Below are 23358 nucleotides of genomic sequence, written 5' to 3'. Positions count from 1 at the left end.
TTGATTTTGCTATAATAAGCATTGCTCGGAGGGCGAGTCATTCATTTTAGAAATGATAAGCTGGACAAGGCGGCAGATTGAAATATCTGTTCCTTGCCCAGTTCTTTTTTTGGAAAAAGGAGGGAAATGTATGGATTTCTTAAACGGAAAAGTAAGGCCTATTTACCTTAAATACTTCTCTGCCGCTTTTGGAAGCGCCCTGATCACTTCCATCTACTCTATCGTAGATATGGCTGTCGTAGGACAATATCAAGGCCCTGACGGCACTGCCGCGCTGGCAGTTGTTGCCCCTATCTGGAATATTATATACAGTCTTGGATTGCTTATGGGAATCGGCGGCTCCGTCATCTACAGTATCTTAAAAGGAAGAACTGACAGGCTTTCCAAAAAACGAAAACGAGTATTTCACCGCGGCAGTAATTGGCTCAGTCTTTTTATCTATCATTGCATGGATCGCCATACTATTTTTTGACAAAGAATTATTGCTGTTCTTTGGCGCCAAAGAACACCTGTTAGAATTAGCCCAAACCTATCTGATCCCTATAAAATTTGTCGTTCCATGCTTTTTATTCGTTCAAATGCTGGCTGCCTTTTTAAGGAATGACAAAAATCCGGCGCTTGCAACGGCTGGCGTCTTGTCCGGCGGCATATTCAACGTGTTTGGCGATTATATCTTCGTCTTTATTTTTGATATGGGAATTTTGGGGGCGGGATTAGCGACGGCTATCGGTTCGGTCATCTCTTGCATCGTAATGCTGTCCCACTTCTTTTCCTCTAAAAATTCACTGGCTTTTGTAAAACCGGCCAGGATATTTTATAAATTGAAAGAAATACTGGTAACAGGATTTTCAACCTTTTTTATTGATATCGCGATGGGAATTTTAACGATTTTATTCAATCGTCAGATTATGAAATATTTCGGCACAAGCGCCCTTTCTATCTACGGGATTATCGTGAATATCAGCACATTCGTCCAATGCTGCGCCTACAGCGTCGGGCAGGCCTCGCAGCCGATTATCTCCGTCAACTATGGCGCAGGGTCAGGCCAGAGAATAAAGCAGACATTAAAATATGCTCTATATACGGTAGCGTTCTTCAGCCTCTTATGGACCTCGTTATCATGGTTCGTACCAAATGTGTTTGTGAGGATCTTTATGACGCCGACCAGAGAAATATTGACAATGGCTCCGGCCATCATCAACTGCTATGGACTCTCTTTTTTGCTCCTGCCGTTTAATATTTTCTCTACATATTATTTTCAGGCGCTGCTAAAGCCTAAGGCCTCATTCATTGTTTCTGTAGCAAGAGGGCTTGTAGTAAGCGGTATTTTAATATTTATTCTCCCGTTGGTAAAGGACAGCTGCCTTTGGCTTACCATGCCAATAACAGAGTCGATTGTCGCGCTGTTTGCCACGGTTTCTATGATTCGGTACACGAAAGAACTGCCGTTATAAGGTTACATGCCGCAGCCTGGCGGAACAGGCAACAGGCACGCTATTTCTAGTCAGACAGAAATAGCGTGCTTTTTACTGTCCATTTTCATAGTCTATACCAGTCGTTTTCACCAAAAAAATGACGAAGAATAGAATATATTAACATGAAAAGAAAGGACACATATCATGCCCGCAATATTAATAATAATTGGGGCGGCTATTCTTGCTGCTGTCATTGTAGTTCTCATAATCTGGCGGGTTCGGAGCCATCGATTCCATCCGGATCCTGATAAATTACGCCAGCAAAGAGAATTAAATGCCGATCTCAAAGAAACTGGTTTTGCTTACGAAATAAAAGGCGATTATTTTTATTCCCTTATGAACTGCTGGCAGAGACAAGTAGGATACTGTCGTCTCTATGATGACGCCGCGCCGCTGTTTAATATGATTATGGACTGCGAACCCATTCCCTTCTCCTATAGGGGAAAGCGCTGGCTTATCGAACTGTGGAAAGGCCAGTATGGAATCACGACCGGAGGAGAAATCGGAGTATATAATACAACTCGCGAAGATGTGGATACCGACGAATTTAAAGGAACTTTTTATGAAAATATCGGAAATGAAGAGATGCTTAATCTCTCCTTTGTGCTGCGTCGAAATGGAAAAGTCATACTGAAGCGCAGTGCCATGCATTGGTGGCTAACAGGATTTAAACTAGGACAATTTTCCGATACGGATATGCTGACTATGGATGCCAAGATCACATTCCCGGATCAGGGGATGAAAGATGCCTTCCTAAAGGCATTGATCGAAATCGGATACACCAAAAAGGAATATTCCTCTGGAAGAAAGACCGTATCTATTCACTATGCTGCCCCTCATTCCCCACAGCCCCTGTCACGCAATGAGGCTGCCGAAGCCATAGTACAGCAGACAAACAGTAATAATTGCAAATTATATGAATTCACCACCGCCAAATACAGCCAGACCCTCGACAAACTGGAGTATATAAAGGCTATGGTTCCAGAACTCTATCAATTATTCATTGACTCGCTTTACGCACGAGGCGTTTACGACGCGTTTGAATGGATTAAGGAATGGCTGGAGGGTCGCCCGCCTCACCCGGCTCCTGATCCGCTGCCGCCAGAGCCGCCTCAGCCGCCTGCGCCCCCATGTCCGCCTAAGCCCCCTCACCCGCCTGTGCACCCTTGTCCGCCGTGCCCGCCTAAGCCCCCATGTGATCCTTACAGGCAGCGCTGCAGCCATGAGCGGAACTGTGAGTATCGCTACGGCAGCCACAACAGCTGTAACTGTCATTATGGTTCTTGTGATTGCGGCTATGACCAGGATACCGAATATCCGCCGGAAGATGACTGCTATGATAGCGCAAGGAGGTAGTTCCCATGAAGGCTGTCTCAACACCTAAAAGACTGGATGAAATATACCGGCACGCCCAGGAAATCCCCTTTGATTCCGATTCGAAACTGATTCTTATGAGCGACTGCCACCGTGGCCAGGGAAATGCAGGGGATAATTTCCTGGCAAATCAGACAGTCTGTTTCGGAGCCCTGCAATATTATTACCAGAATGGTTTTACTATATTGAACTGGGCGATGGAGATGAATTGTGGGAAAACAGGCAGTTAAAAACCATTGTAGAGGTACACAGCGACATCTTTTGGATGCTGTCTGAATTTAACAAGGCAGGCAGGCTCCATCTGCTGTATGGCAATCACGACATCGTAAAGCGAAGAAAAGGCTATATGGAACGCCACTGCGGCACCTATTACTGCGAATCATCCCGCTGTGAAAAAGTTCTCTTAACGGAAACCGCCACAGAAGGCCTGATTCTAAAGAGCACTTGCGGAAATGAAGAGTTGTTCCTGGTTCATGGACATCAGGGCGACCTCCTAAATGACACGTTGTGGCCGCTTGCAAGATTCCTGGTAAGATATGTATGGCGGCATCTGGAATTAGTCGGCTTTTTAGATCCCACAGGCGCAGGACGCCCCAGGAAGGCAAAAGAACGCGTAGAAAAGAAACTATCGTCTTACGCGCAGGAGCACTACCCCATTCTGATTGCCGGCCACACGCACAGGCCCGTATTTTCGCAGCCGCGGGAAGGAACTTATTTTAATACGGGAAGCTGCGTGCATCCCCGGTGTATTACTGGCATTGAAATAGAAAATAATCATATAACCTTAATAAAATGGTCCGTGCGTTCGGGAAGAGACCGGTACCTGTCTGTGGAGAGAGAAATCTTGGAAGGCCCGGTTCCTATATCGGACTATTTTAAAAAGTAATAAAATACCTTTAAAAAGTTCCGGGAGATGATGAACCACCATCCTCGGAACTTTTTCTATTACTTCTTCTGCCCTTTACAGATATCACAGGCCTTACCGTCACTGACAGCCTCTAGTTTCGCATAAAGCACTTGCTCTAAAAATGTTATTTTAGTAATTGTCTTATTGACAGATTGATTAATCTCAAGCAGTTCACATATGTTATCTGCAATTTCCACTGCCTTCTGTAATTTTTCTCCCTCTGCGTTCAGGATGTGTGCCAAGGCACATTCCGCTCTGGCAATCGACTCTATCACATCGCAGGAACAGCCTCCTTGCCTGCAGCAGCAGATAAAGTTACAATCGCTAAGTTTCATGCCGCAGGAATCCAGGACGCATTTCAGCAGGCAGGGACGTTTGCAGGAATCCTCTGCCAGAATCACAAGCACAATGGTCTGTCTCTCATCATCACAGCAGGGAACGAATGCCAAGTCTTTGAGCTGATGCTCCGAAGAATCAAAGATACAGCAGTTTTTTATCAATTGATCTTCAAGGAAAATATCTATGGACTGCTTACGCCTGCATGACTGGATCACCACATGGTATGGCGGTATCGAAAGAACCCCCAGATAAATGCTGCAATCAGACTGCTGTAGAATACGGATTGGGTTTCCTTCTTTTGGAACCTCTAAAATACAGTTTTCATATGCGACGAGAATCGTGTCATTTTCACAGTTATGGCTCAAAGAGCAGATGTAGGAATCCTCCGCGCGGCAATGTGATATTTTGATCTGCCCCATTTCTCTGAAATCACCGTCAAGTTTAAAGATGATATCGCGCGTCCTTTCATCCGACGCCCAAAAACAATTTTCAATGCTGTCAAAAGTAATAGCGGCATAAGGCCTGCGCACTTCATAATATTTTATAAAGATAAATTCCCGGCTGAATTTAAATATTTTATTTTCCGAAGGCAAAGTCAGGTAGAAAAACCTGCAGTCAAACGCGATTCCCTCATAGCATTTGCAAAGATGCCCGGATAAGATTGTAGAAGACTCCGGTTCCAGTGATTGATTCATCGTGCCCTCCCTATGAAATTACGTACAGTTTACTCGTATTTACTATATGCGCTTCGTCTACTGCGGATACACTTTCCAGGGAATTAACTACTGCAAAATATATGCATATATATAAGTAGAGTAATATTTTAAAATTGAATTCAGGAGGTAATCTTATGGGCATGCCTATTATAACGCCTGGCGATAAAACTGCGGACCAGGCAATAACAGATCTATTAGAATCCGTAGCAATGCAGGAAAGTTCTCTTTCGCATATCCTAAATGCGGAAGGGGAAAAAATGGAAGCAATTCTCTCGGCAGATGGCACATCCACCGATGAATTATTAAGAATGAACAAATCAGCCGAATTAATGATAGGGGCAGTCACAAGGCTTGAACTGATACTCCAGGGAAAAGCCGAAATCTTTGTCCAGTGTCCCGCCGCATCAGACAGCAGTCCAAATCAAGAAATGAATGGAGGTATCTCTCATGGCAACCATATCAGGTAGAGTCATTTTTGACCGGAACCGAAGCGCATCCATCTCCTCCGGAGACTCCGGCATTGCCAATATCCCGGTTGTTTTACAGAATATTGCAACCAATGCAAGGCTTACCGTGCTTACCGACAGCAACGGAAATTATTCTTTTATCAATGTGCCAGATGGGAACTATAGAATCGTTGAATCCTTTGGCGCGGCCGGCGGCCTGCCAACGCCGGGAGACTTTAACAATGCGGCAAGCGGCAGCATACCGCAGGGCGTCAACCCGCCTATTACCGCTGTAAGCAATCCACCAGCAGGTTCCACCAATCTGGACTCCGTAACGCCGGATACGCTTTTTGTAACCGTGGAAGGCAGTAATATTACAAATCAGGACTTCCTAAATGGTCCTGTTATCTATACGCCATTGGAGGCTTTGATTGACCAGTGCGCAATTATATCTGGTGAAAACTTGATCAACGCGGCTGATAACGGAACTTTCGGCAGTTTTCCCCAGGGAACCCCGGCCAATACGGGAGCGCCTACCGAGCCCTATCCCGGCGTAACGCCTGACTTCACGTATGTACTGCCCAATCCTGATGTATTCGCGCCCCTGGGCGGCGAGTATACGGTACAGAACATCATGAATAACTCCATGAGTTCAGAAATCGGCGCATGGTGGAGGATTGCGGATCATACGCAGGGCAACGAGACAGGGCGGATGATGATTGTAAATGGCTTCAATCCAGGCTCTGTATTTTTCAGGGATACCGTGGCCGTACAGCCTAACACGAACTATCTATTTACCGCATGGATCATGAACCTCTTCAAAGTAACAGGCTATCCGAATCCTGAACTTAGCGTCCGGATTCTGGATGAAGACGATAACGTCCTGTACAGTGCCCCATTAGGCATACTCATACCTCCAAATGTGAATGCGCCGGAATGGAAACAGATCGGAAGCGTCATCAATTCCCAGGACAACACCAGCCTCACCGTGGAATTTCTGAGCGAAGGGCCTGAAGTAATCGGAAATGATTACGCAATCGACGATGTTGCATTCCAGGAGATACAGATACGCCAATTCACGCCTGTAAAAACAGCCAGCGCGTCTTCTGTCAGCGTCGGAGAAGTCTTCGATTACACCGTAACCTTGACTGATACCTGCGCCAATCCACTGACCGAAGTATTCTTTAGAGATATCCTTCCGGTAGGCGTAACCTTTGTTCCAGGCAGCGTAAGGGTCAATGGGGCCACCTTCCCATCCGCTAACCCGAATACAGGATTTTCACTGCCGGATATCCCTGGCGGCCAGAGTGTTACAGTCACATTTTCAGCCACAGCCACCTCCATCCCTGCCCAGAACCCAACCCTTAACCGGGCGTCCATCACTTACTCTTATACGCCGGTCGAAGGTGGAATTCCCGCAGTCTTCCAGGTGGAGTCCAACGAGGTCCCTGTGCTGATTACAGGCACATCCGCAGATATCTCGGTGACAAAAACCGTAAGCGCTGCAACGCTGCCAGGAAGAGAACTGACCTATACCCTTACAGTAGCAAATGCAGGTCCTTCTTCTTCTGAAAATGTCATACTCACAGACAATCTCCCATCCAGTATTACGGATGCGCAATATTCTACAGACAACGGAACTACTTTCAGCCCATGGACGGGAAGCCTGAATCTCGGAACCATAGCGGCCGGAGCATCCCGGACAATTATCATTCAGGGTACCATCAGTCCGCAGGCACAGGGAACCATTACGAATACAGCATCGGTGACATCCACGACGCCGGATCCCAACCCAGACAATAATACGTCGACCATAACCACGAATATTCTCACGCCCAGATGCCAGGCTCTTATTGACCTGATCGACTCGGTGGCTCTTCAAGAAGCTGCGCTTGCCCGCATCTTAAATGCGGAAGGTCAGAAAATGCAGGCATTCATCAATATGGAAGATGTGACGAATGATGAGTTGTTTGAACTCAACCGTTCCGTAACTAGCATGATTGGAGCCGTCTCCAGGCTGGAAATCGTTCTCCAGGCGAAACTGCAGAATGTTTCCTGCCAGCTGGAAGGATGTCTGGATTCAGAAGCCTGATTCTAATTCACAAGCCAGAATGCTCAAAATGCCCCTGCTTCTCATGCATGAGAGGCAGGGGCGTATATCTTCTGCTTATATTTTATTCCTGTGATGAGATCGCAAGGCAATCAGCTTCCAGCCGGATTTACATGTATCATAATGTGCTTGATCTCGGGAAAGGTCTTCTCTACCTTATCATGAATCTGCTCGGCAATGCGATGGGCAGCGCGAAGGGACTTATCGCCTTCTATCGCAATTTCCAGGTCGATATACACCTTATTCCCAAACATTCTGGATTGAAGCAAATCAACGCGAATTACCTCTTCCTGCGAACGGATGTAATCCGTCAGTTTTTTTTCATAGTCCGCATCACAGGCAGTGTCCAGCATCTTCCTTATAGCATCCCGCAATATATCACACGAGACTTTCAATATAAATAAGCATATTACAACGCTTGCTACCGAATCCAGCACCGGAAAGCCAAGCATTGCGCCGCTGATGCCAATCAGAGAGCCAACGGAAGAAAAAGCGTCCGATCTATGATGCCATGCATCCGCCATAAATGCCGCAGAATCAATGATCTTGGCATAATACCTTGTGTACCAGTACATAGCCTCTTTCCCAACAATAGACACAATTGCCGCAACTAGCGCGATCATGCCGGGAACTACAAGAGTATCATAATTTCCAGCGATAATATTTTGCAGCCCTGCTTTTCCAATGCCAATACCGGTAACTAGAAGAATGGATCCCAGAAGCAGCGCGGCAACGCACTCCAGCCGGTCATGTCCATAAGGATGCTCTTTATCCGCAGGTTTTTTTGATATTTTAACTCCTAAAAAAGCAATAAATGTGGTAATTACATCTGACATAGAATGAATGGAATCGGAAATCATTGCCCCCGAGCGGCCACAAATCCCGGCAAACAATTTAAATCCAGAAAGTATAATATTTCCGATAATGCTGACCAAAGATATTTTTTTAATGATTGCATTTTCATGAATAGACGATTTAGCCGAATATCTATCTGCCAAAATGTCTTTGCTGGCTGTCATATAAGAATCCTCCCTATTTTGAGATTGATTCATCCTCAAGCATCCATGATCTATTCTATGCAGTTTCCTTAACATTCGCTACTAAAACAACATAACTGATTATGAAGCTACATTGCTATTCCATAGTCACCTCCTGCCTCTTTATAGGAAAATCCACTTCCATAACCACGAGGCTTAAAAGCATGAATGCCATTCCCACATAACTGCGGGAAGTAAGTACCTCGCCAGCAAAAAAATAAGCCACAATAGCAGCAAATACTGGCTCCAGAGTGAAAATCAGGCCAACGTGGCTGGCTGTCGTATATTGCTGCTGTACCGACTGAATAATAAATGCCACGCCGCTACACAATATGCCCAAGAATAATGCCGCGCCCCATGTCATTGGCGTGGTTGGCAAATGCGGATGCTCCAAAAACATTGACAATACCAGCGTAATGATTCCAACTACGCCTAACTGACATACGCCAAGCCCCAGCGCGTCAACCTCGGAATGCTGCACGGCTTTTTCCGTTAAAAGCAGGTCAAAAGCATAGCAGATTGGCACGCCAAGACAGATGATATCTCCTAATGCCGGACGAAGGCTGTCGTTCAGCGTTAGTAGCGCTAATCCCAAGGAGCACAGGAACAGACACGCTATTAGTTTGCGGCTGGGACGTGTACGATTAACCAGAAAGGCAAAGACTGGAGTAAATACTACCGGTAAGGCACAGATAAAGCCAGCGTTAGAAAGCGAAGTACGGGATATTCCATATCCATAGAATACATAGGTTCCCGATAGCGCTATTCCCACTAAAAAACTGTAACGAATCGTAGCAAGATTTAAACAAAAAAGGTTTTTATGAAATATAATGCCAAGCACAAAAAAAGCCGAAATAAATCGAAACGCATTCAGACACATAGGTGGCAAATCAGTCAGACACAAGTCAGTCAAATAATAAGACAGCCCCCAAAATGCCGTGACCATCACCAATAACAAATCCGCTCTTTGCTGTTTATTCATGTTTCTCATCCCCAAATTCATAGTTCTTTATCTCGACAGACCGAAATCGTATGATTCAATGTCTTCTGTTCCCATATTGGTCGAAAACTTTTCTAAGTGCTATTTCCGTAGGAATAATGGAGCCGATTAATGGTATCATCTGGATGCCGCAGAGAATTCCCCCAACATTTCCAACGATATCTTTCTCTTTGCCCACGACCGCTAACATAACGATAAATGATATCGGCAATAAAACCAGCCCACAGATATACCACATTTTACCGCAGTATTTATGGGCAAAAATCCATGTATCCTTATTTTTCATAGACATAGATGTCCTATAGCCGAATACAGAATTGATATTATCCGGCGCCTTTTTCAAAAAGCATCTGCCAAAGCCTATCATTGTAAATGGAATAAGAAGATCCATAATTAACATAAAAAGCCAAAATCCCATAGCAATACTCCTTATAAATTCAAGATTTTCTTTTCGTGCTTATGTTTCGACTATTCGCTTTCCAAAGACACCAAAGAACCCTCTGTTTCTTCGGCAACACGATTTCCGACTGAAAATTTTTCTTCTTTCATTTTTTTCTCGGAAACCTTATATTTTTTCTCTACTCCGTTTTTATCCATAGCATAAACCAACATGTCAGATGATTCTTGTATCATTTCTACTCTGCTTATTTTCATCATATTTTCTGAAAGCCGTTTATCCTTTGCAGAACCTATTGCCATGCCAATACACATTCCGATTGGTAGCCCAAAGCACATCCCAAGAGTCCTGTTATCCGGATATAAAATCATTCCGAATATTAATCCGCCTGAAACTCCAAAGCACATCCCTATGCTCATATATATCGCCATATATTTCTGAACCTTCTTTTTATCTTGATTTCCCATTAAAGCTCACCTCTCCAAGAACTTCTTTAGATCTGATACATATAACTGCTGCTGCTTTTTCAGATATCCCTTTACAAAAGGCTTCATAAATAACTTTTTGGCAGTAACATCCTCCGTAAAATCTAATTCCGTACTATTTCCCTTCTTAGTAAATATTCCAGTCCAATGGCCTTGCATATTCCCATTCTCTATATCAAACTCATATCGTTTACAAGGTTCTTTTTCTGTAATTGTAAATGTCGTCGCATACCCATCTTTCGTATACTCTATAAACTGATTCTCATTTACGATTTCAATTTTGCCCAGGTCGCTGCGCCAGGCACAATCTTCAAGAGATGTCACTGCCTCCCATACGTTTTGAATATCACATGGGAGTGATACCTTTATATTTGAAATTGCCATGTCTAAACTCCTTTCGTATTACGTCCTGGCTGTTAATACATCAACATGACAGCCTTATGTACAGGGCAAATCTCTAACTTCTTCTTGCTGCCATCAGGTTAACTATATCATATTCTCGCCTCCTCATCCACTTTATATTTCTTGCAATCGCTTAATCTTAATATAGAAATGCTTATCCGGCGGCAGTCTGACCGGTGTCCTTTATAATGTGCATGGCTGGTGCCAAAATAACCAAAGCACCAGCCACGTTTTTTTAACTATTCTATCATTCTGGAATAATGTCTTATCTTTTTTATCTTGAGCGCTATTGCGCTGGTCGCCGCGATGAGGCATATCCATAACAGCATTTCTGCTTTGTCCCCTGTCTTTGCCACCGTTTCGCCCGGCTGCTCCTTGTCATCTTCGTTAGGGGATTCTACGGTTGCCGTCACGATGGTGGACTGCTCCTGCATAGTTGCAGACTGTTCCTGCCCTGCGACGGACTTTTCTTCCCCGGCGCTGGCCGCAAGTTGGAAGGAAAGTGAAAGGAAACATGCGGCTAGTAACGCTGCCAAGTGAGAATGCTTTCGAATGTTCTGCTTCATGCCTCTGACCACTAATTATAATCTGCCGCATTGGCTATCTTAGAGTAAAAATGGAGTTTGCCTTGATAATCCCCTGCATAGTCCGCCATATTCTTGCCGTACAACTGCCTCGTATTTATTCTTAATGCGCCTGGAAGTGACGATCCTGGCTGGGCGTTGGGGAGGAAGCTTCCAAAATGGTATCCATTTTCATACCAGGTTGCGTTATCCTCTAAGTTGGTTCCCTGATCCGGGTCAGAAGACCTGTTGTATACAGCATAGTTCAGCGTAATATTCCCTTTTTTGATGGTGAACGGCACGTTTGGATTATCTGCCTGTGCCGGCGCCGTCTCGTCCCTTAGCATAACTGCCACCACACTTCCCTTTGACACATTGTCTATACTAACCAGCTGCACCTGGAAGCCGGTGTCTTCAAAGCTGTCTGTGTCTGTTGCCGGGGCCTTCAGCCGATTAAACGAAATAGCGCTGGGAATTCTAAGCACATAGGTTGGAGTTCCGGGTGATACGTCCAGAACGGTTCCCTCCACACTGGTATCTCCCTCCTGGTTCTGCTCTGAGTCAAGTTCCTGCGCGTGAAGCGGAAGGACGCTGACCCCCAGCAGCACGCACGCCATTAAGATTCCTGTCCACAATTTCATACTCTTTTGTAACCTGCTTTTACTGTTTTTACTTTTCCTCTTTATTTCCGCCATATTTTACCCCTTCCTCGTTGACACAAAGTCTGAATCTACTGTTTCTCTTTCACAATGAGCACAAAACCAGAATCCGCCACGTTGAGCGGCGTGTGTTTATCGTCCTTTGAAAAGCATTCGAACCTGGCGTTCATATCATAGGTTCCTTCTTTCATGCTCTGATTGAGTATAACTTTCTCCATTCCCTCGCCCGGGGCAAGCAGACTGGACTCATATAGTTCTGTACCGTCCTCAAGACAAAGGGTGACCTTCATCAGGCACTGGTTGTCTTTGGGATTGCCGATACTCATGGGCAAATGGTCGCTTCCTGCATCCATCACTGCCGTGTCGTATCCGGGGACCAGGATACCGGCGTCCGCCCCCTGGGGCGGATCTTCCTCTATGCCAGTATCCCAATCTGTAATCTGGTCCGCTGCCGGGACGGTTTTCTTTTCCTTCAAAAGATAGGCTACCGCCGCCAGAAGGGTGATGCATAAGACTACCAGCACGGCGACCACGATTTTCCGGGCCGTATCTGTTCTGCTATGACCTGGCTCTTTTTTATTTCCTGCGTCCATGTTTCTTCTCCCTCCTGACTCCGATCGTGATCCCTGCTCCTGCCGCCAGCAGGAGGCATACCCAGATAAGAGGACTCGCCGTATCCCCGGTCTTTGTTCTGCCTGTGGTCTTCTTTACCGGGAGATAACCGGAATCGCCTGGATTACCGCCGATATCCGGGCCGTCGGGATTCGGGATTTCCTCCTTGTATTGCAGGACTGCGAATGTAGACAGACCTTCTGAAGCAGCCATATAATTTCCACCCTGCTCCGCGCCGTCCAGGATCTGGTAATTCCTTTCGTTGACTCTGTGGAGCACCGCCAGATTCCTGCTGTTCCATCCGGCCTGCATGGGAAAGTGTATCCTTAAGTCCTGTTCGGTGTCTGAACTGTATCCGTCCGGGAACATATAGGAGATATTATAGACGCCTAAGAGTTCTGCGTTCTGTCTCTTTGCCTCCTCCTGCATTTCCTTGTACCTGCCGCTTTCTTCGTCAACCTTCCTGACGTTAAGCCGGGAGTGTGGATGTACTCCTAATGTCTGCACCTGGATATCCGTGGTATCGTCCATGGAAGTATCTTTTTGGTAAATATTGCTGTCAATACGGGGATAGCCGCCATTTTTGATATTGGACTGATTCCACGCGTTGTACTTGGGATCTGAACTTTGCGCTACAACTGTCAGCGCTTCGGCAAACGCGTCTTTCTTCATGTCGGAGCCTTTCTTGTACTGTGCACTGCCGCCCAGATCCAGATCCGGGCAGGCTGGTAATTCGGAATTGTTATACCAGCACTCTGTGACCATTCCCTCACTTTCTCCCGGGTCGACCGCCATGGCTCCTGCGATAGCTCCTGCGCCTGCAGCGGCGCTGCTCTTTACCTTGCCGCCATTATACTGATTGAATATGCTGCCTTTGTTCTGTCCGGCGATACCGCCTGCGGGGCCGCTGGAGGTTACTTCTCCGGTGTTGTATCCGTTGGCGATGGAGCCGTGGTTGATACCGGCGATGCCGCCTGCCTTGCCAAGGGTTCCGGCCGCTGTGTCCCCGGCCAGGACGATGGCGTTGGAACTGCTGTCGCGGATGGTTCCTTCGTTTTGTCCGACTATGCCTCCGGCGGCTTCTGTGGCGGTAATCTTGTTATTGAACTCGGAGATGTCTTCTATCTCGTATCCATTGATTACCGGGGCTGTTCCTACGTTCAGGCCACTGGTGCATTTGACGATGGTTCCTTCGTTTACTGCCGCGATTCCGCCTGCGTATGTAAAGGTTCCGTCGGTGTAAAGATCAATGGTTTTCAGATTATTTACGAGACCTTCGGGACCAATCTTTCCGAATATCCCCTGACAGGTTCCTGTTCCCTGGAGGATGAGTCCGTCTATGATGTAGTCGTCTCCTTCGAATGTGCCGTTAAATGGCGTCTCTTCTGTCCCTGCCGGTATGCTCCAGGGGCTGTTCTGCCCGTTTATATTGGCGCATAGCCGGTAGTGGTCTGTGGCGTAGTCCCCACCGCTGTTGACCATGTCTCTCATGACCTGCAGTTCTCCCAGGTTGTGGATCAGCCAGTAACCGTCTTTGTCTTTATCCAGGGGGTCTTTTTTGTTCTCGTCGTCCCACCTGGCATACAGAGTCAGGTCTCCGGTACTTCCCCTGATTATGGTGTCAAGCTTCCCGTTTGTGTCATCTGCGGGGAGGGTGTTCCTGTACCAGCCTGTAAATACCGCGCCGTCCTTTGACGGGGCTTTCAGCGGGATGTCTGGTGACTCTACGGTGTAGAAAACCGGATTATTCTGGTCATTGGTTCCGCCGTCCAGGATGTAGGTAATGGTATATGCCTCAAGCTGCCATTTCGCATACAGGGTGACTGGCTCAGGAGGGGTAAAAATATTCCCGTTGGAGGCGTCGTATGGGGGCAGGTGGTCTACCCGGTTGGTACGCTCCGGGTCTGTATACCAGCCGAGGAATGTGTAACCCGGCCGCTGCGGGTCTCTGAGCAGTATGCTTTCGTTCATGGTGTAGGTGTCCGGATTGTTCGGATGGTTGACCGCCGGCGCGGCTGTATCCGCGGGCTCGCTGTCCCCTAAATCGTAGGTTACCGGGTATTCGTTCTCCTGCCATCCGGCGTATAAGGTGACAACGCCGTTCTCCTCCGCCTGGGTCTGCAGCAAATCCGGGGTCAGCCTTCCATCTGCAATAAGGCTGTCTGCTCCTGTGTCGGGGGCTGTATACCAGCCGGTAAAGGAAGCGTAGTCTTTGGACGCATCCGCAAGGGTGGCTCCCTGGGTATTCTTAGGTATGGCCAATGGATTCTCCGGGGCATTTACGCCGCCGTTCAGTTGGTATTCGATCTGGTAGGATTCCTGTACAAAATCCTCGTCCCCTATATGGATGATAACCGGGGCAGAGTATGCCCTGGGATCATCCGGATTACCAGTTCTATATTCTGCAGCCAGTCTGCAGATTCCTTCATCTGCGTCTGTACCCGGGCCTGTCTGAAGGGAGGCTGTTACCTGTCCATTCTCATCTGGGCCCTCATCCTCAGCCAATTTATATATACGCTCGAAAGCCTGGTTCATTTGATACCCAATATCTATCGCTCCCGAATCTACCGGTTGACCGCCCGACTTAAGGGCTGTAGCTGTTAATGTTACTTTTTCTCCAGGATTTATATAGTATTCCCCGTTATATTCCAGAAGTGGAGATCCGTCTTCATAGACGGCGGTGAGCCCTACAGATGCCCTGGCTTCGTCGTCGCTCTCTATCACATACAGGGTGGCTGCCCGTGAATATAGGGTGGTGATGGCGGAATGTATGCCTCCTTTTTGGATATCTGCTTTTACCCGGTAGTGCTTGCCGTTTAACTCACTGCGGTTATCCGCGTGGATGGTCCTCTTAAGCACATTGGTCTGCTCTCCCCACGTTTCTATATTGTTCCATTGACCCTGGTAGATACCGGCTGCGTCATATTGCTGCCATGTGTAGGTTATGATGTCCTTTGTCTCATCTATGCCCTGAACCTCCACTTCAAACTCCGCCGTCTCCCCTTCCTTTTTAAACTGATCCTTCGGGCCGGTGAGGGCGGGACCACTGTCGGGCAGGGTAGTTGCCTGTACGGTGGCAGATTTCTCCGCCTCGATGTCTCCTTTCATGCCGGCAAATTGGAACTGGTAGGTGGTGGCCGGGGTAAGGTTTGTCACAAGGTAATGACAAGCAGCAGCATCTACTGGTTTCCCACCATTCAGTGGAGTTGCTGCGTCGTCCTGGTAGATCTTATAACCGTCCGCCCAGCGGCCGCCCTCCGGGGGCTGATCCCACGCGAGCATGGCCCAGGTCTTTCCGGTGGCGTACACGTATGGATGCAAAGGTGGAAGCGGCATTTCTTTGCCAGGCTCAGTTCCCGTTACAGTGAAGCCTACGGCAACCGGTACTTTTCTGAACGTCGCCCATGCCGCCATGGCGGTGCTGAATTGGTAGGCTGTATTCTTCGTATCCGGGGAATTAAGAGTGCCTCCTATTGCGCCGTTTACGGACAGTGAGAGTTCTGCCCCCAGTTCCTGGCTTGATCCTACCGTATACCCGATCTGTCCGTCGACTTCTCCGCCGGCTACAAATCCCAGATCTGCATGTCCCTTGGCATAGGTCTTAGAATCTATGTCGAACCCCAACGATACTGCCAATGTCCTTCCCACGCTCTGGCTTAGGCTGATTGAGGTAGTCTGTCCGTTTCCCGGACTAATTACCGTCGATGGGGAAAACTGTCCCAGCGGGGTAAGTCCCTCTCCTGGTATCCAGGTCTTTATCTTGTCCCGGCTGGAGGGATAAGTGGTGGGATCCCCGATAGTATAATCATAGTATAGGTCCTTTAGGTTCACTTCTGTTACCTTCTGTCCCTGTGCTTTGTATTTATTGTATAGTTCTGTATAGGTATCCATGTCCATCATGCTAGAAGAGCCGGGGAGCTGGTTAAGGACATAATAGTCATACCATCCGGCTTCTATGACATCCCCTGCCTTTACCGGCGCGCCGTCTATCTCCGCGTCTTTTCCTGTTCTCTTTTTGTACTCAGTAAGAAGTTCCTGAGTCACTTGGGTTTCGGGCACATATTTTTTGTAATGATAATTGATGACCGGCCTTGCGTAGACAAATAATTCCTCATTCTCACCTCTGCCTTCTTTACTGACACTGGATGTCTTCTCATGGGAAAGCGCTACTTTTCCTGCTACCTGGGCGCCGACGTCTAATCCTCCGCCTCCGCCTACCTGCAGTTCCTCGCCGAGAAACTTAAGGCCTACCTGCAGCGATACATCCACATTAACGGAGCCCTTAAGCGTCACCTGGAAATCAGCTCCTTGTGAGACTGTGTTTGCGAATTGGAAACTGGTCTTGCCGGGAGAACCTCCATACTGCAGTTCTTTCCAGTAGGGAATGGCTGCTGTGGCGATTAAGGGGGTGGGCATGGTCCAGCCGTAATTCTTGCCCATGTATTTGTAATAATCAGCGGTGGAGGTGTTGGCTACCGGGCAGAGGATCAGGGAGGTGCCGTATTCATTTGCCCCGCGCCGCTTGATGTATTGGGGGTTTGTGTTATACTGCACGATCTTGCCATTTTCCATCCAGAGCCATGCAATGCTTAGGGTGACCTCATTATGTCCCAGACTTGTGGTGTTGGTGTCGGCAATAACCAGGGCGATCTGCTCGGCGGCAGCGTTGTTCTGTACGAAATGGCTGCTGACGGCCTGTGCCACGTAATGGTTCTGCCCCCAGCCTGATTCTATATTGCTGTTTATCTCCAGTTTCTGCTCAAATGTTCCGACACGAAGCGCCTGGTAACCGTCGTCGGTGATGTTCGTGCCGCCGGGTGTATCCTTGCCATCGCTGGATGGATCTGTTTTCGTCTCTTTTTCTGCTGGCTTGAATTCTGCCACTATATTTTCGATCAGCAGGTAGTCTTTATCGGAACTTTTGTTCAGCCGGGCAGCAGACAGTACCGCCGGGGCGGCCATGCTGAAGTTCTCATGGATACTTATACTGTTTGTGTTGTAGATTGGTACTGCCGCCGGTGTATCGGAGAGCAGATGGTAGCCGCCGTCCTTCCAGATAATGAACTGGAACTGATAGGACCCTCCAAGTTGTCTGCCGTTAAAGGATTCATACCCGCCGATGACCAGTTCTTTTACCTGGTTGCCGTCTACGTCCGCGTCTGTGGCGGAAGGGTATCTGAGGAAGCAATTACTGCCCTTTGACTGAAACTCGGGATGGCAGGAAAATTTTTCTATCGGGCCGTCCTTTGACATGCCGAAGATCCCCACCGCGGACTTCATGGAGTGCCAACTCTGTGACCAGGGTACGCTTGCTGTTATGACCAGGTCTTCGGCTGTTTCCCCGGAGATTCTGGTGGCGCTAAGGCTTACGATGGGCATTTCGCTCCCGGCCCCTTTGTTAAACTGGTAGGAATCGGAGGGGTCATTGAGCCTTGAGAGGTCGATAACATTTTTCTCCCATTGGCTGCCGCCGCCTGGTATGTAATCGTCAATCTTGTCGTCATGGATAGAGAAGATCTGTATTCTTGGCCGTTCGGGGTCTGCCATGTAGATTGCGACCTCGTCATTGCCGTCGCCGTCTAAATCTACGGCTGTCATAGCGGTGACCGCGCTCATGGCGCGGGTGTCCAGGTTTTTATACACCGCGGTGTTTGTCAGGGTAAATATGTTCTCTGACTTTAGGTTATATGTGTTTTTCTCCCGCTCGAGGAGGGTCAGACGCATGTATTCTTTATATTGTTTGGAGTTATTTCTTGTCTCGGCGTAATCAATGAAGAGCTGTACGATCGCTTCTTCTTTGTCCACCCCTCTTCTTATGGATACCGCGTTCTGCCCTATCTGCTTCGGCTTGTAGCCCTCAACGCTTACATTTGAACTGGGCGTGTATTGGCCGCGCATGGCTGATATGGGGTTAAGCTGCAGTTCGCCATTGATCTTGTGGTCGCTATCTTTAATGGTGGCCTTCTGTGTATTGCTTGTATCCAGAAAGGGCATGGTGTTATAGACCGCAAAGTCTCCTTTGTTGGACATATTGGTGTAGCGGTTCGTGGTGGCCACATAGAGCCATGACAGTGGGTTGGGGTCATAGTTCTCAAGTGGATGGTCGTCGGAAGTAAATTCTGCCGGGTCCGTAATGTCTAAGGAGAAGTCCTTGTACCCTTCGTCGCTTAGCATGTTGTATTCGTTGTCATAGTCACTGCCGCTTTCTCCTTCGCCTTCTGCGTGTACGGTGCTGGTGAAGACGCCTGAAATGCCTGGTATCGTCCCTGCTATCAGGACTCCTGCTATGGCTGCCGCCAGGAATGCGGGGGCGGCGAATATTTTGTACTTCTTTTTCATTTTCATTTCCCCTTCCTCTGCAGCGGTAGTGTTGATATTCTAACGCTGCTTACGTCTCCTGCCCTTATACACGGCTGCGCTGATTCCAACTGCCAGCGCTGCTGAGATAACCGCCAGAAGCGTCCACATATTGCTGTTATCTCCGGTAGATACACTTGTGTTCTTTGCCCCATTGCCTTGATTGCTATTCTGGACAGGGGTTGGTTTGATATCAGGGTCTGTATTGCCGCCAGGACCGTCTCCTTCTTTCAGCGGGCTGAAGCCGGCGTAAAGGGTGATGTCCTGTCCTTTCTTTTCCGGGGATATATCCCCCGGAATCGTTCTGATCTGCTTCGTGAGCGCTTCATCCTCGTACCAGCCGGCAAACTCATACCCTTCCTTACCAATGTCTGCAAGATCCACATTACTGTATGATGTGTACACGGCAGGGTTTGGATTGACTATGCCGTCCGCGCCTGCATAAGTAATAGCGTGCTCCTTGTCCGCCCAGACTGCCTCCAGTGTAATGGATTTATTTCCTTTTATGTCCGCCCCTTTGATCTCTTCGACCGTAAGATAGGTCTGCAGGCTGTCCGCATCCATAGGGAGCAGATCCTGGGAGCCTTCAAACCGCCATCCCTGAAATACACTATCTTGTTTTGCAGGGGCATACAGGGTAATCCCCACCGCCTCTGCGCCGATATAAGCCAGATTCTCCGGTGCGTTATTTCCTCCGTTTACATCATACAATAATGCATACCTGTCAGCGCCGGGTTTCAGTATGCTTACCGGCTTCAGGTCAGAACTTGCCAGAATCTTATCCTCTTTATCCATAAGCTCTCCCTTCAGCTTAACCTCCTTCCCGGAGAGCGCCCCTCCGGGTAACATAGTGGCTGGGCACCTTAAATTGCCGTCCTTGCCGTCCTCCGAAATATTATACGCTTCCTGAGCTATTGCCATATCCCTGTAGAACATAGTGGCTTCCCATTTGAACGCTGTATTCTGATCGCCCTGAATTTCCGCCGTTATCGGGATAGAAATCCCGGAAACAGGTTCAATCAGCACGGCTGTTCTATTACGCAGACTTCCGGTGCTATCCAGGTAAGTGTAGGTAAAAATCCCCTCCTCTGGCTTATCCTGGATCTGCAGGTCTATGTCATAGGGCCCCTCTCCCACATACAGTGCCGCACTTTTGGAGTCAATCACAGAGGGCTGGCTTGAATTCCCATAATACCTGGTCACCCGGACCCGGTACCTAGATTCTGCGTCTTCCTGGGAAACAGAGTGAATTGGATATACGGTTATTATATCATTATCCCCTAGCTCCCTTGAACAGGCTCCATCGATATCTACCCAGTTTCCGTCATTGTCAAGCTTTTGCCACTGGAGGATCGTTTCGGCCATTTTACCTATCTCGCCACGGACAGTGGCCTCAAATGCCGCCAATCTCCCTATCTGAGTCGTTATACTTTCTGGCTGTTGGGAAAATCTGAGTGTATTTTCCTGCCTTGTTGCCAGATGGATGTCTGCTCCCATCACGCTGCCGCCTCCTGGGGACTGACCCTGAAAAGCAAATGTATAAGTTGTATCGGGCTTGAGTTTATAAAGGGTGAAATAGCCCTTTGACGGATCTATTCCCGTCCCGTTTTCCACGGGAACATAGCCTCCGTCCCCTTGTTTCTCACACAGGGTATAAGAGTAGGACCCGGACTCACTACTGTCGGGAACATCCCAGGCCAGGATGGCCTCCCTGGTGAGAGCTGCGTATACATAAGGATTGTCCGGGAGATTCTCGTTTCCCTCTGCCCTGACATCCGGGCAGAGGAACATGCTGCATAACAACAGAATGACTCCTGTAACCCATTTATTCCAATATTTTTTCCGTTTCATAAGCTGGTCTCCTTGTGCTGCCTGATTTAAGGCTCTATTATATTAAAGAAAAATTCGAATTCTACCATGTGTTCCGTGAGTTTTGTAATCACATCCTGGTCCCCCTCTATGTGGATGGCTTTTTTCTGCTGTTCTTTGTCGCCGCCGAGGATAGAGAACATCCCTAAGCGGGGCATGGTGAGTGTGGCGTCAGCATCCGGGGCTTTTGCCCCTTTCTGGTAGAGGACCACGCCGGATTCTACAGTGAGCAGGTAGGGTTCTTCATCTGTGAAGTCCAGGTTGATTTTTAAGTTCAGGTCCTGGGCGGCATTGGCATCCAGGAGGATCCCTAAGTAATCCATCATCATTTCCGGACTCATGGACTGCATAAGCTCGAAACTTCCGGTAGCTTTTACGGCGGGGTCGTTAATAGTTCCTTCTCTTAGTTCTCTGGCGCCGGACAGGTAGGCGTTGCGCCAGGTACCGGATTCCGCCTGGTAGCCCAGCTGCTCTAAAGCGTCGGCGCAAAGGTTTCTTGCTTCCTGGTTATCCGGGTCGTCGAATACGATCATATTGGTGACTTCCGCCACCCACTGGTATTCTCCCTTTTCAAAGTCTTTCTTCGCTTTTTTCAGTACCTCGTCCGCGTCTCCCATGTACTCCATATATTTTTGTGCCCGGTCTGTGGGGGCAAGGCGGTTTAGGTTTACAGGGTTGGCGTCGTACCAGCCCATGTACCGCTGGTATACGGCTTTGGAGTTGTGGGCAACGGTGCCGTAATACTGGCGGGTGTACCAGATCTCGCTTAGTTTCTCCGGCAGTGTGATCATGCCTGCGATCTCATCGGAGGTATAGCCCTGGTTGATGTACATTAAAGTCTGGTCGTTGATAAATTTATATACTGCGGCTGTATTTTTCATGTATTCTGTGATTATGTCATTTCCCCAGTGGGGCCAGTTGTGGGCCTGGAATACAACCTCTGCTTTGCCGCCGTAGCGGGTGAGGGCCTCCATGATGTACCCGGCCCAGGCGTTTCCGTCCCGCACCTGCGCGCCTCTAAGTGTGTAGAGGTTGTGCAGGGTGCCTGTGCAGTTTTCCGCCATCCAGAGGGCATTTTTCTGTGGAAACCAGGTGTTCATCTCCGCCGGGGCTTCTGTGCCAGGGGTCATCTGGAATTCCATCTCTATCCCGTCGATGGTGCGGGTGTCGCCGGTGGCTTTGATACTGTCGTTGGGGGGCAGGTAGGAAATGGTGCCGGTGGACTGTCCCATTCCGATGCCGATGGCCATGGAGCCTGTCTCACCGGGGTCCAGTATGGTTCCGTACTGATAGCCTGCCCTCCGGCCCATGGCTGTGCCGGCGTATACATTTTCGCTGACCGCGTGTTCCTCGAATCCCTCCGGGGCTATGATGGGGATCTTCCGCTCTGCCACTTCTTCCGCGGATATGATTCCCTTAATGCCGCCGTAATGGTCCACGTGGGGATGACTCATGACGATGCCCATGACCGGGCGTTCTCCCAGTTCCTTATTCACCAGTTCTAAGGCTGCCCTGGCGCATTCGGTGCTGATGAGGGGATCGAAAACGATCCATCCGGTATCTCCTTCGATGAAGGTGATGTTGGTCATGTCGTATCCCCGCACCTGGTAGATACCGTCTGTCACCCGGAACAGCCCGTAGAGATGGTTCATCTGGGTGTGGCGCCAGAGACTTGGATTTACAGTATCGGGCGCGTCCGTATCTTCCAGGAAAGCGTATGCTTTCTGGCTCCACACCACCTTGCCGCTGTCGTCCTTGATCTCCAGTTCTTCGGGGGCGACGATGAGGTTCTTCTGAGCAGATTCCAGTTCCTGCTGGTCGTCGAAGTCCAGCAGGGTATAGACTTCTTCGTTTGTTTTCTTTGTGACGTCAGTGGCTTTTTTTGCGCTGTCCGCCGCTTTCTTTCCAGCCTCTGACGGCGCGCTGTCTTTTTGATCATTGTTTTCATTGCCCTTAGCGGCAGTGCATGCTGTGAGGCTTACCACACAGGCTGTTGTCAGTATGCAGGACCAGAGTTTTCTATACTTCATAGGCGTTTCCTCCTAACTTTTCCTATCCTTACAGTTTTATTCCAGATTAGAACCGAGACTGATCAAGTTGAATCCCTGCATCAGCACAATGAATCCAAGCATGTATCCGATTGCGTAGGCGCTGGCAAGCGGATGGAAAAAGCAGTAGACTCCAAGGCATATGGTCAGTATGCCAAATGCCAGGCTCCATCCCCACTCCCTGATTCCTCTCTTCTTCTGAAACAGGCCTCCGCTAATCTTAAGCAGGCCGCTGATTGCCATGCCTGCCCCGAACACATAGAGGATTATGATGTCCGCCACAGCACGAGATATACCGCTCACGATCAGAAACAGTCCCAGCACTGAGATTATGATTCCGCACAGCAGATTGCCTTTATCCGTGTCCTTTTTCTTATCCCGGCCTTTCCCCGGTATATAGGCGGCAGTCATATTCATGCCTGCAATTACCAGCATAAGACCTAACATCCAGCCGGTACTTAGAAATGTCATTCCCGGACGGAATATGCAGAAAAACCCTCCGACGGTCAGTAAGATACCTATTATTATCGTAATAACTTTCATAGTCATTTCCTCCATAGAT

20 protein-coding genes and 1 pseudogene are annotated in these 23358 nt (G+C 48.4%); 8 read left to right on the top strand and 13 right to left on the bottom strand.

Annotation, left to right across the window (positions count from 1 at the left end):
• Nucleotides 1-130: 130 nt before the first annotated feature.
• From K0036_RS19375 to K0036_RS07820, 6 genes and pseudogenes are all read left to right on the top strand, one after another.
• Complete coding sequence (locus tag K0036_RS19375; protein WP_330627273.1) at nt 131-472, top strand: MATE family efflux transporter; 342 nt, start codon at nt 131-133, stop codon at nt 470-472.
• Nucleotides 372-614, top strand: a pseudogene (locus K0036_RS19370) (MATE family efflux transporter); the annotation flags it as partial. The gene K0036_RS19375 and the pseudogene K0036_RS19370, both read left to right, overlap by 101 nt.
• A 42-nt stretch (nt 615-656) precedes the next feature.
• The gene (locus tag K0036_RS19365) at nt 657-1454 is read left to right on the top strand and encodes an MATE family efflux transporter (RefSeq protein WP_330627272.1); all 798 of its coding nucleotides are present in this window, start codon (nt 657-659) and stop codon (nt 1452-1454) included.
• A gap of 165 nt (nt 1455-1619) precedes the next feature.
• On the top strand, nt 1620-2831 hold the full coding sequence (locus K0036_RS07825; protein WP_259283413.1) for a DUF4474 domain-containing protein: 1212 nt from the start codon (nt 1620-1622) through the stop codon (nt 2829-2831).
• Nucleotides 2832-2836: 5 nt separating this feature from the next.
• On the top strand, nt 2837-3079 hold the full coding sequence (locus tag K0036_RS19090) for a hypothetical protein (RefSeq protein WP_259283412.1): 243 nt from the start codon (nt 2837-2839) through the stop codon (nt 3077-3079).
• Nucleotides 3058-3735: a metallophosphoesterase family protein gene (locus tag K0036_RS07820; protein ID WP_259283411.1), complete on the top strand. Its 678-nt coding sequence runs from the start codon at nt 3058-3060 to the stop codon at nt 3733-3735. Before K0036_RS19090 ends, K0036_RS07820 begins: the two co-directional genes overlap by 22 nt.
• 59 nt (nt 3736-3794) lie before the next feature.
• On the opposite strand, the gene K0036_RS19085 is transcribed toward K0036_RS07820, so the two are convergent.
• Entirely contained in the window at nt 3795-4790 is a 996-nt protein-coding gene (locus tag K0036_RS19085; RefSeq protein WP_259283410.1) for a hypothetical protein, read from the bottom strand.
• A gap of 155 nt (nt 4791-4945) precedes the next feature.
• On the opposite strand from K0036_RS19085, the gene K0036_RS07810 reads away from it, so the two are divergent.
• Together K0036_RS07810 and K0036_RS07805 are read left to right on the top strand one after the other, a co-directional pair.
• The gene (locus K0036_RS07810; RefSeq protein ID WP_220431088.1) at nt 4946-5278 is read left to right on the top strand and encodes a hypothetical protein; all 333 of its coding nucleotides are present in this window, start codon (nt 4946-4948) and stop codon (nt 5276-5278) included.
• Entirely contained in the window at nt 5259-7349 is a 2091-nt protein-coding gene (locus tag K0036_RS07805; RefSeq protein ID WP_330627271.1) for an SdrD B-like domain-containing protein, read from the top strand. Before K0036_RS07810 ends, K0036_RS07805 begins: the two co-directional genes overlap by 20 nt.
• Nucleotides 7350-7459: 110 nt before the next feature.
• On the opposite strand, the gene K0036_RS07795 is transcribed toward K0036_RS07805, so the two are convergent.
• The 12 genes from K0036_RS07795 to K0036_RS07740 form a co-directional block, all read right to left on the bottom strand.
• Complete coding sequence (locus tag K0036_RS07795) at nt 7460-8386, bottom strand: cation diffusion facilitator family transporter (RefSeq protein WP_220431087.1); 927 nt, start codon at nt 8384-8386, stop codon at nt 7460-7462.
• Nucleotides 8387-8501: 115 nt separating this feature from the next.
• Nucleotides 8502-9386 carry a DMT family transporter gene (locus K0036_RS07790; protein ID WP_173693127.1) on the bottom strand — a complete coding sequence of 295 codons (885 nt, stop codon included), beginning with the start codon at nt 9384-9386 and terminating at the stop codon, nt 8502-8504.
• Nucleotides 9387-9441: 55 nt separating this feature from the next.
• On the bottom strand, nt 9442-9822 hold the full coding sequence (locus K0036_RS07785) for an SdpI family protein (protein ID WP_173693126.1): 381 nt from the start codon (nt 9820-9822) through the stop codon (nt 9442-9444).
• A 50-nt stretch (nt 9823-9872) separates the two neighbouring features.
• Nucleotides 9873-10268 (bottom strand): hypothetical protein, encoded by a 396-nt coding sequence (locus tag K0036_RS07780; protein ID WP_220431086.1) that lies wholly within the window; start codon nt 10266-10268, stop codon nt 9873-9875.
• Between the two features lie 6 nt (nt 10269-10274).
• Complete coding sequence (locus tag K0036_RS07775) at nt 10275-10670, bottom strand: SRPBCC family protein (protein ID WP_173693124.1); 396 nt, start codon at nt 10668-10670, stop codon at nt 10275-10277.
• Nucleotides 10671-10927: 257 nt separating this feature from the next.
• Entirely contained in the window at nt 10928-11254 is a 327-nt protein-coding gene (locus K0036_RS07770) for a hypothetical protein (protein WP_155855001.1), read from the bottom strand.
• Between the two features lie 11 nt (nt 11255-11265).
• Nucleotides 11266-11892, bottom strand: coding sequence for a hypothetical protein (locus tag K0036_RS07765; RefSeq protein ID WP_155855000.1), 627 nt, complete (start codon nt 11890-11892; stop codon nt 11266-11268).
• A gap of 89 nt (nt 11893-11981) precedes the next feature.
• Nucleotides 11982-12503, bottom strand: coding sequence for a hypothetical protein (locus K0036_RS07760; RefSeq protein ID WP_220431085.1), 522 nt, complete (start codon nt 12501-12503; stop codon nt 11982-11984).
• Entirely contained in the window at nt 12487-18861 is a 6375-nt protein-coding gene (locus K0036_RS07755) for an InlB B-repeat-containing protein (protein ID WP_220431084.1), read from the bottom strand. The genes K0036_RS07760 and K0036_RS07755 overlap by 17 nt, the downstream gene beginning before the upstream one ends.
• A 39-nt stretch (nt 18862-18900) precedes the next feature.
• The gene (locus K0036_RS07750) at nt 18901-20730 is read right to left on the bottom strand and encodes an InlB B-repeat-containing protein (RefSeq protein WP_220431083.1); all 1830 of its coding nucleotides are present in this window, start codon (nt 20728-20730) and stop codon (nt 18901-18903) included.
• A gap of 26 nt (nt 20731-20756) precedes the next feature.
• A complete protein-coding gene (locus K0036_RS07745; protein ID WP_220431082.1) occupies nt 20757-22778 on the bottom strand; it encodes an alkyl/aryl-sulfatase in 2022 nt (673 codons plus the stop codon).
• Between the two features lie 36 nt (nt 22779-22814).
• Entirely contained in the window at nt 22815-23339 is a 525-nt protein-coding gene (locus K0036_RS07740) for an HdeD family acid-resistance protein (protein ID WP_220431081.1), read from the bottom strand.
• Nucleotides 23340-23358: the final 19 nt, after the last annotated feature.

Source organism: [Clostridium] scindens, from assembly GCF_019597925.1.
Lineage (GTDB): Bacteria > Bacillota > Clostridia > Lachnospirales > Lachnospiraceae > Clostridium_AP.
The sequence above is the reverse complement of the archived record's forward strand: the minus strand, read 5'-3'. Positions and strand labels throughout refer to the sequence as shown.

Bases quoted from the DNA above. Each gene is read 5' to 3' on its own strand.
- K0036_RS07750 (WP_220431083.1), bottom strand. From the start codon at position 20,730: ATGAAACGGAAAAAATATTGGAATAAATGGGTTACAGGAGTCATTCTG.
- K0036_RS07805 (WP_330627271.1), top strand. From the start codon at position 5,259: ATGGCAACCATATCAGGTAGAGTCATTTTTGACCGGAACCGAAGCGCA.
- K0036_RS19090 (WP_259283412.1), top strand. From the start codon at position 2,837: ATGAAGGCTGTCTCAACACCTAAAAGACTGGATGAAATATACCGGCAC.
- K0036_RS07810 (WP_220431088.1), top strand. From the start codon at position 4,946: ATGGGCATGCCTATTATAACGCCTGGCGATAAAACTGCGGACCAGGCA.
- K0036_RS07780 (WP_220431086.1), bottom strand. From the start codon at position 10,268: ATGGGAAATCAAGATAAAAAGAAGGTTCAGAAATATATGGCGATATAT.
- K0036_RS07760 (WP_220431085.1), bottom strand. From the start codon at position 12,503: ATGGACGCAGGAAATAAAAAAGAGCCAGGTCATAGCAGAACAGATACG.
- K0036_RS07785 (WP_173693126.1), bottom strand. From the start codon at position 9,822: ATGGGATTTTGGCTTTTTATGTTAATTATGGATCTTCTTATTCCATTT.
- K0036_RS07755 (WP_220431084.1), bottom strand. From the start codon at position 18,861: ATGAAAAAGAAGTACAAAATATTCGCCGCCCCCGCATTCCTGGCGGCA.
- K0036_RS07825 (WP_259283413.1), top strand. From the start codon at position 1,620: ATGCCCGCAATATTAATAATAATTGGGGCGGCTATTCTTGCTGCTGTC.
- K0036_RS19375 (WP_330627273.1), top strand. From the start codon at position 131: ATGGATTTCTTAAACGGAAAAGTAAGGCCTATTTACCTTAAATACTTC.
- K0036_RS07765 (WP_155855000.1), bottom strand. From the start codon at position 11,892: ATGAAATTGTGGACAGGAATCTTAATGGCGTGCGTGCTGCTGGGGGTC.
- K0036_RS07790 (WP_173693127.1), bottom strand. From the start codon at position 9,386: ATGAATAAACAGCAAAGAGCGGATTTGTTATTGGTGATGGTCACGGCA.
- K0036_RS07745 (WP_220431082.1), bottom strand. From the start codon at position 22,778: ATGAAGTATAGAAAACTCTGGTCCTGCATACTGACAACAGCCTGTGTG.
- K0036_RS07740 (WP_220431081.1), bottom strand. From the start codon at position 23,339: ATGAAAGTTATTACGATAATAATAGGTATCTTACTGACCGTCGGAGGG.
- K0036_RS07770 (WP_155855001.1), bottom strand. From the start codon at position 11,254: ATGAAGCAGAACATTCGAAAGCATTCTCACTTGGCAGCGTTACTAGCC.
- K0036_RS19085 (WP_259283410.1), bottom strand. From the start codon at position 4,790: ATGAATCAATCACTGGAACCGGAGTCTTCTACAATCTTATCCGGGCAT.
- K0036_RS07775 (WP_173693124.1), bottom strand. From the start codon at position 10,670: ATGGCAATTTCAAATATAAAGGTATCACTCCCATGTGATATTCAAAAC.
- K0036_RS07795 (WP_220431087.1), bottom strand. From the start codon at position 8,386: ATGACAGCCAGCAAAGACATTTTGGCAGATAGATATTCGGCTAAATCG.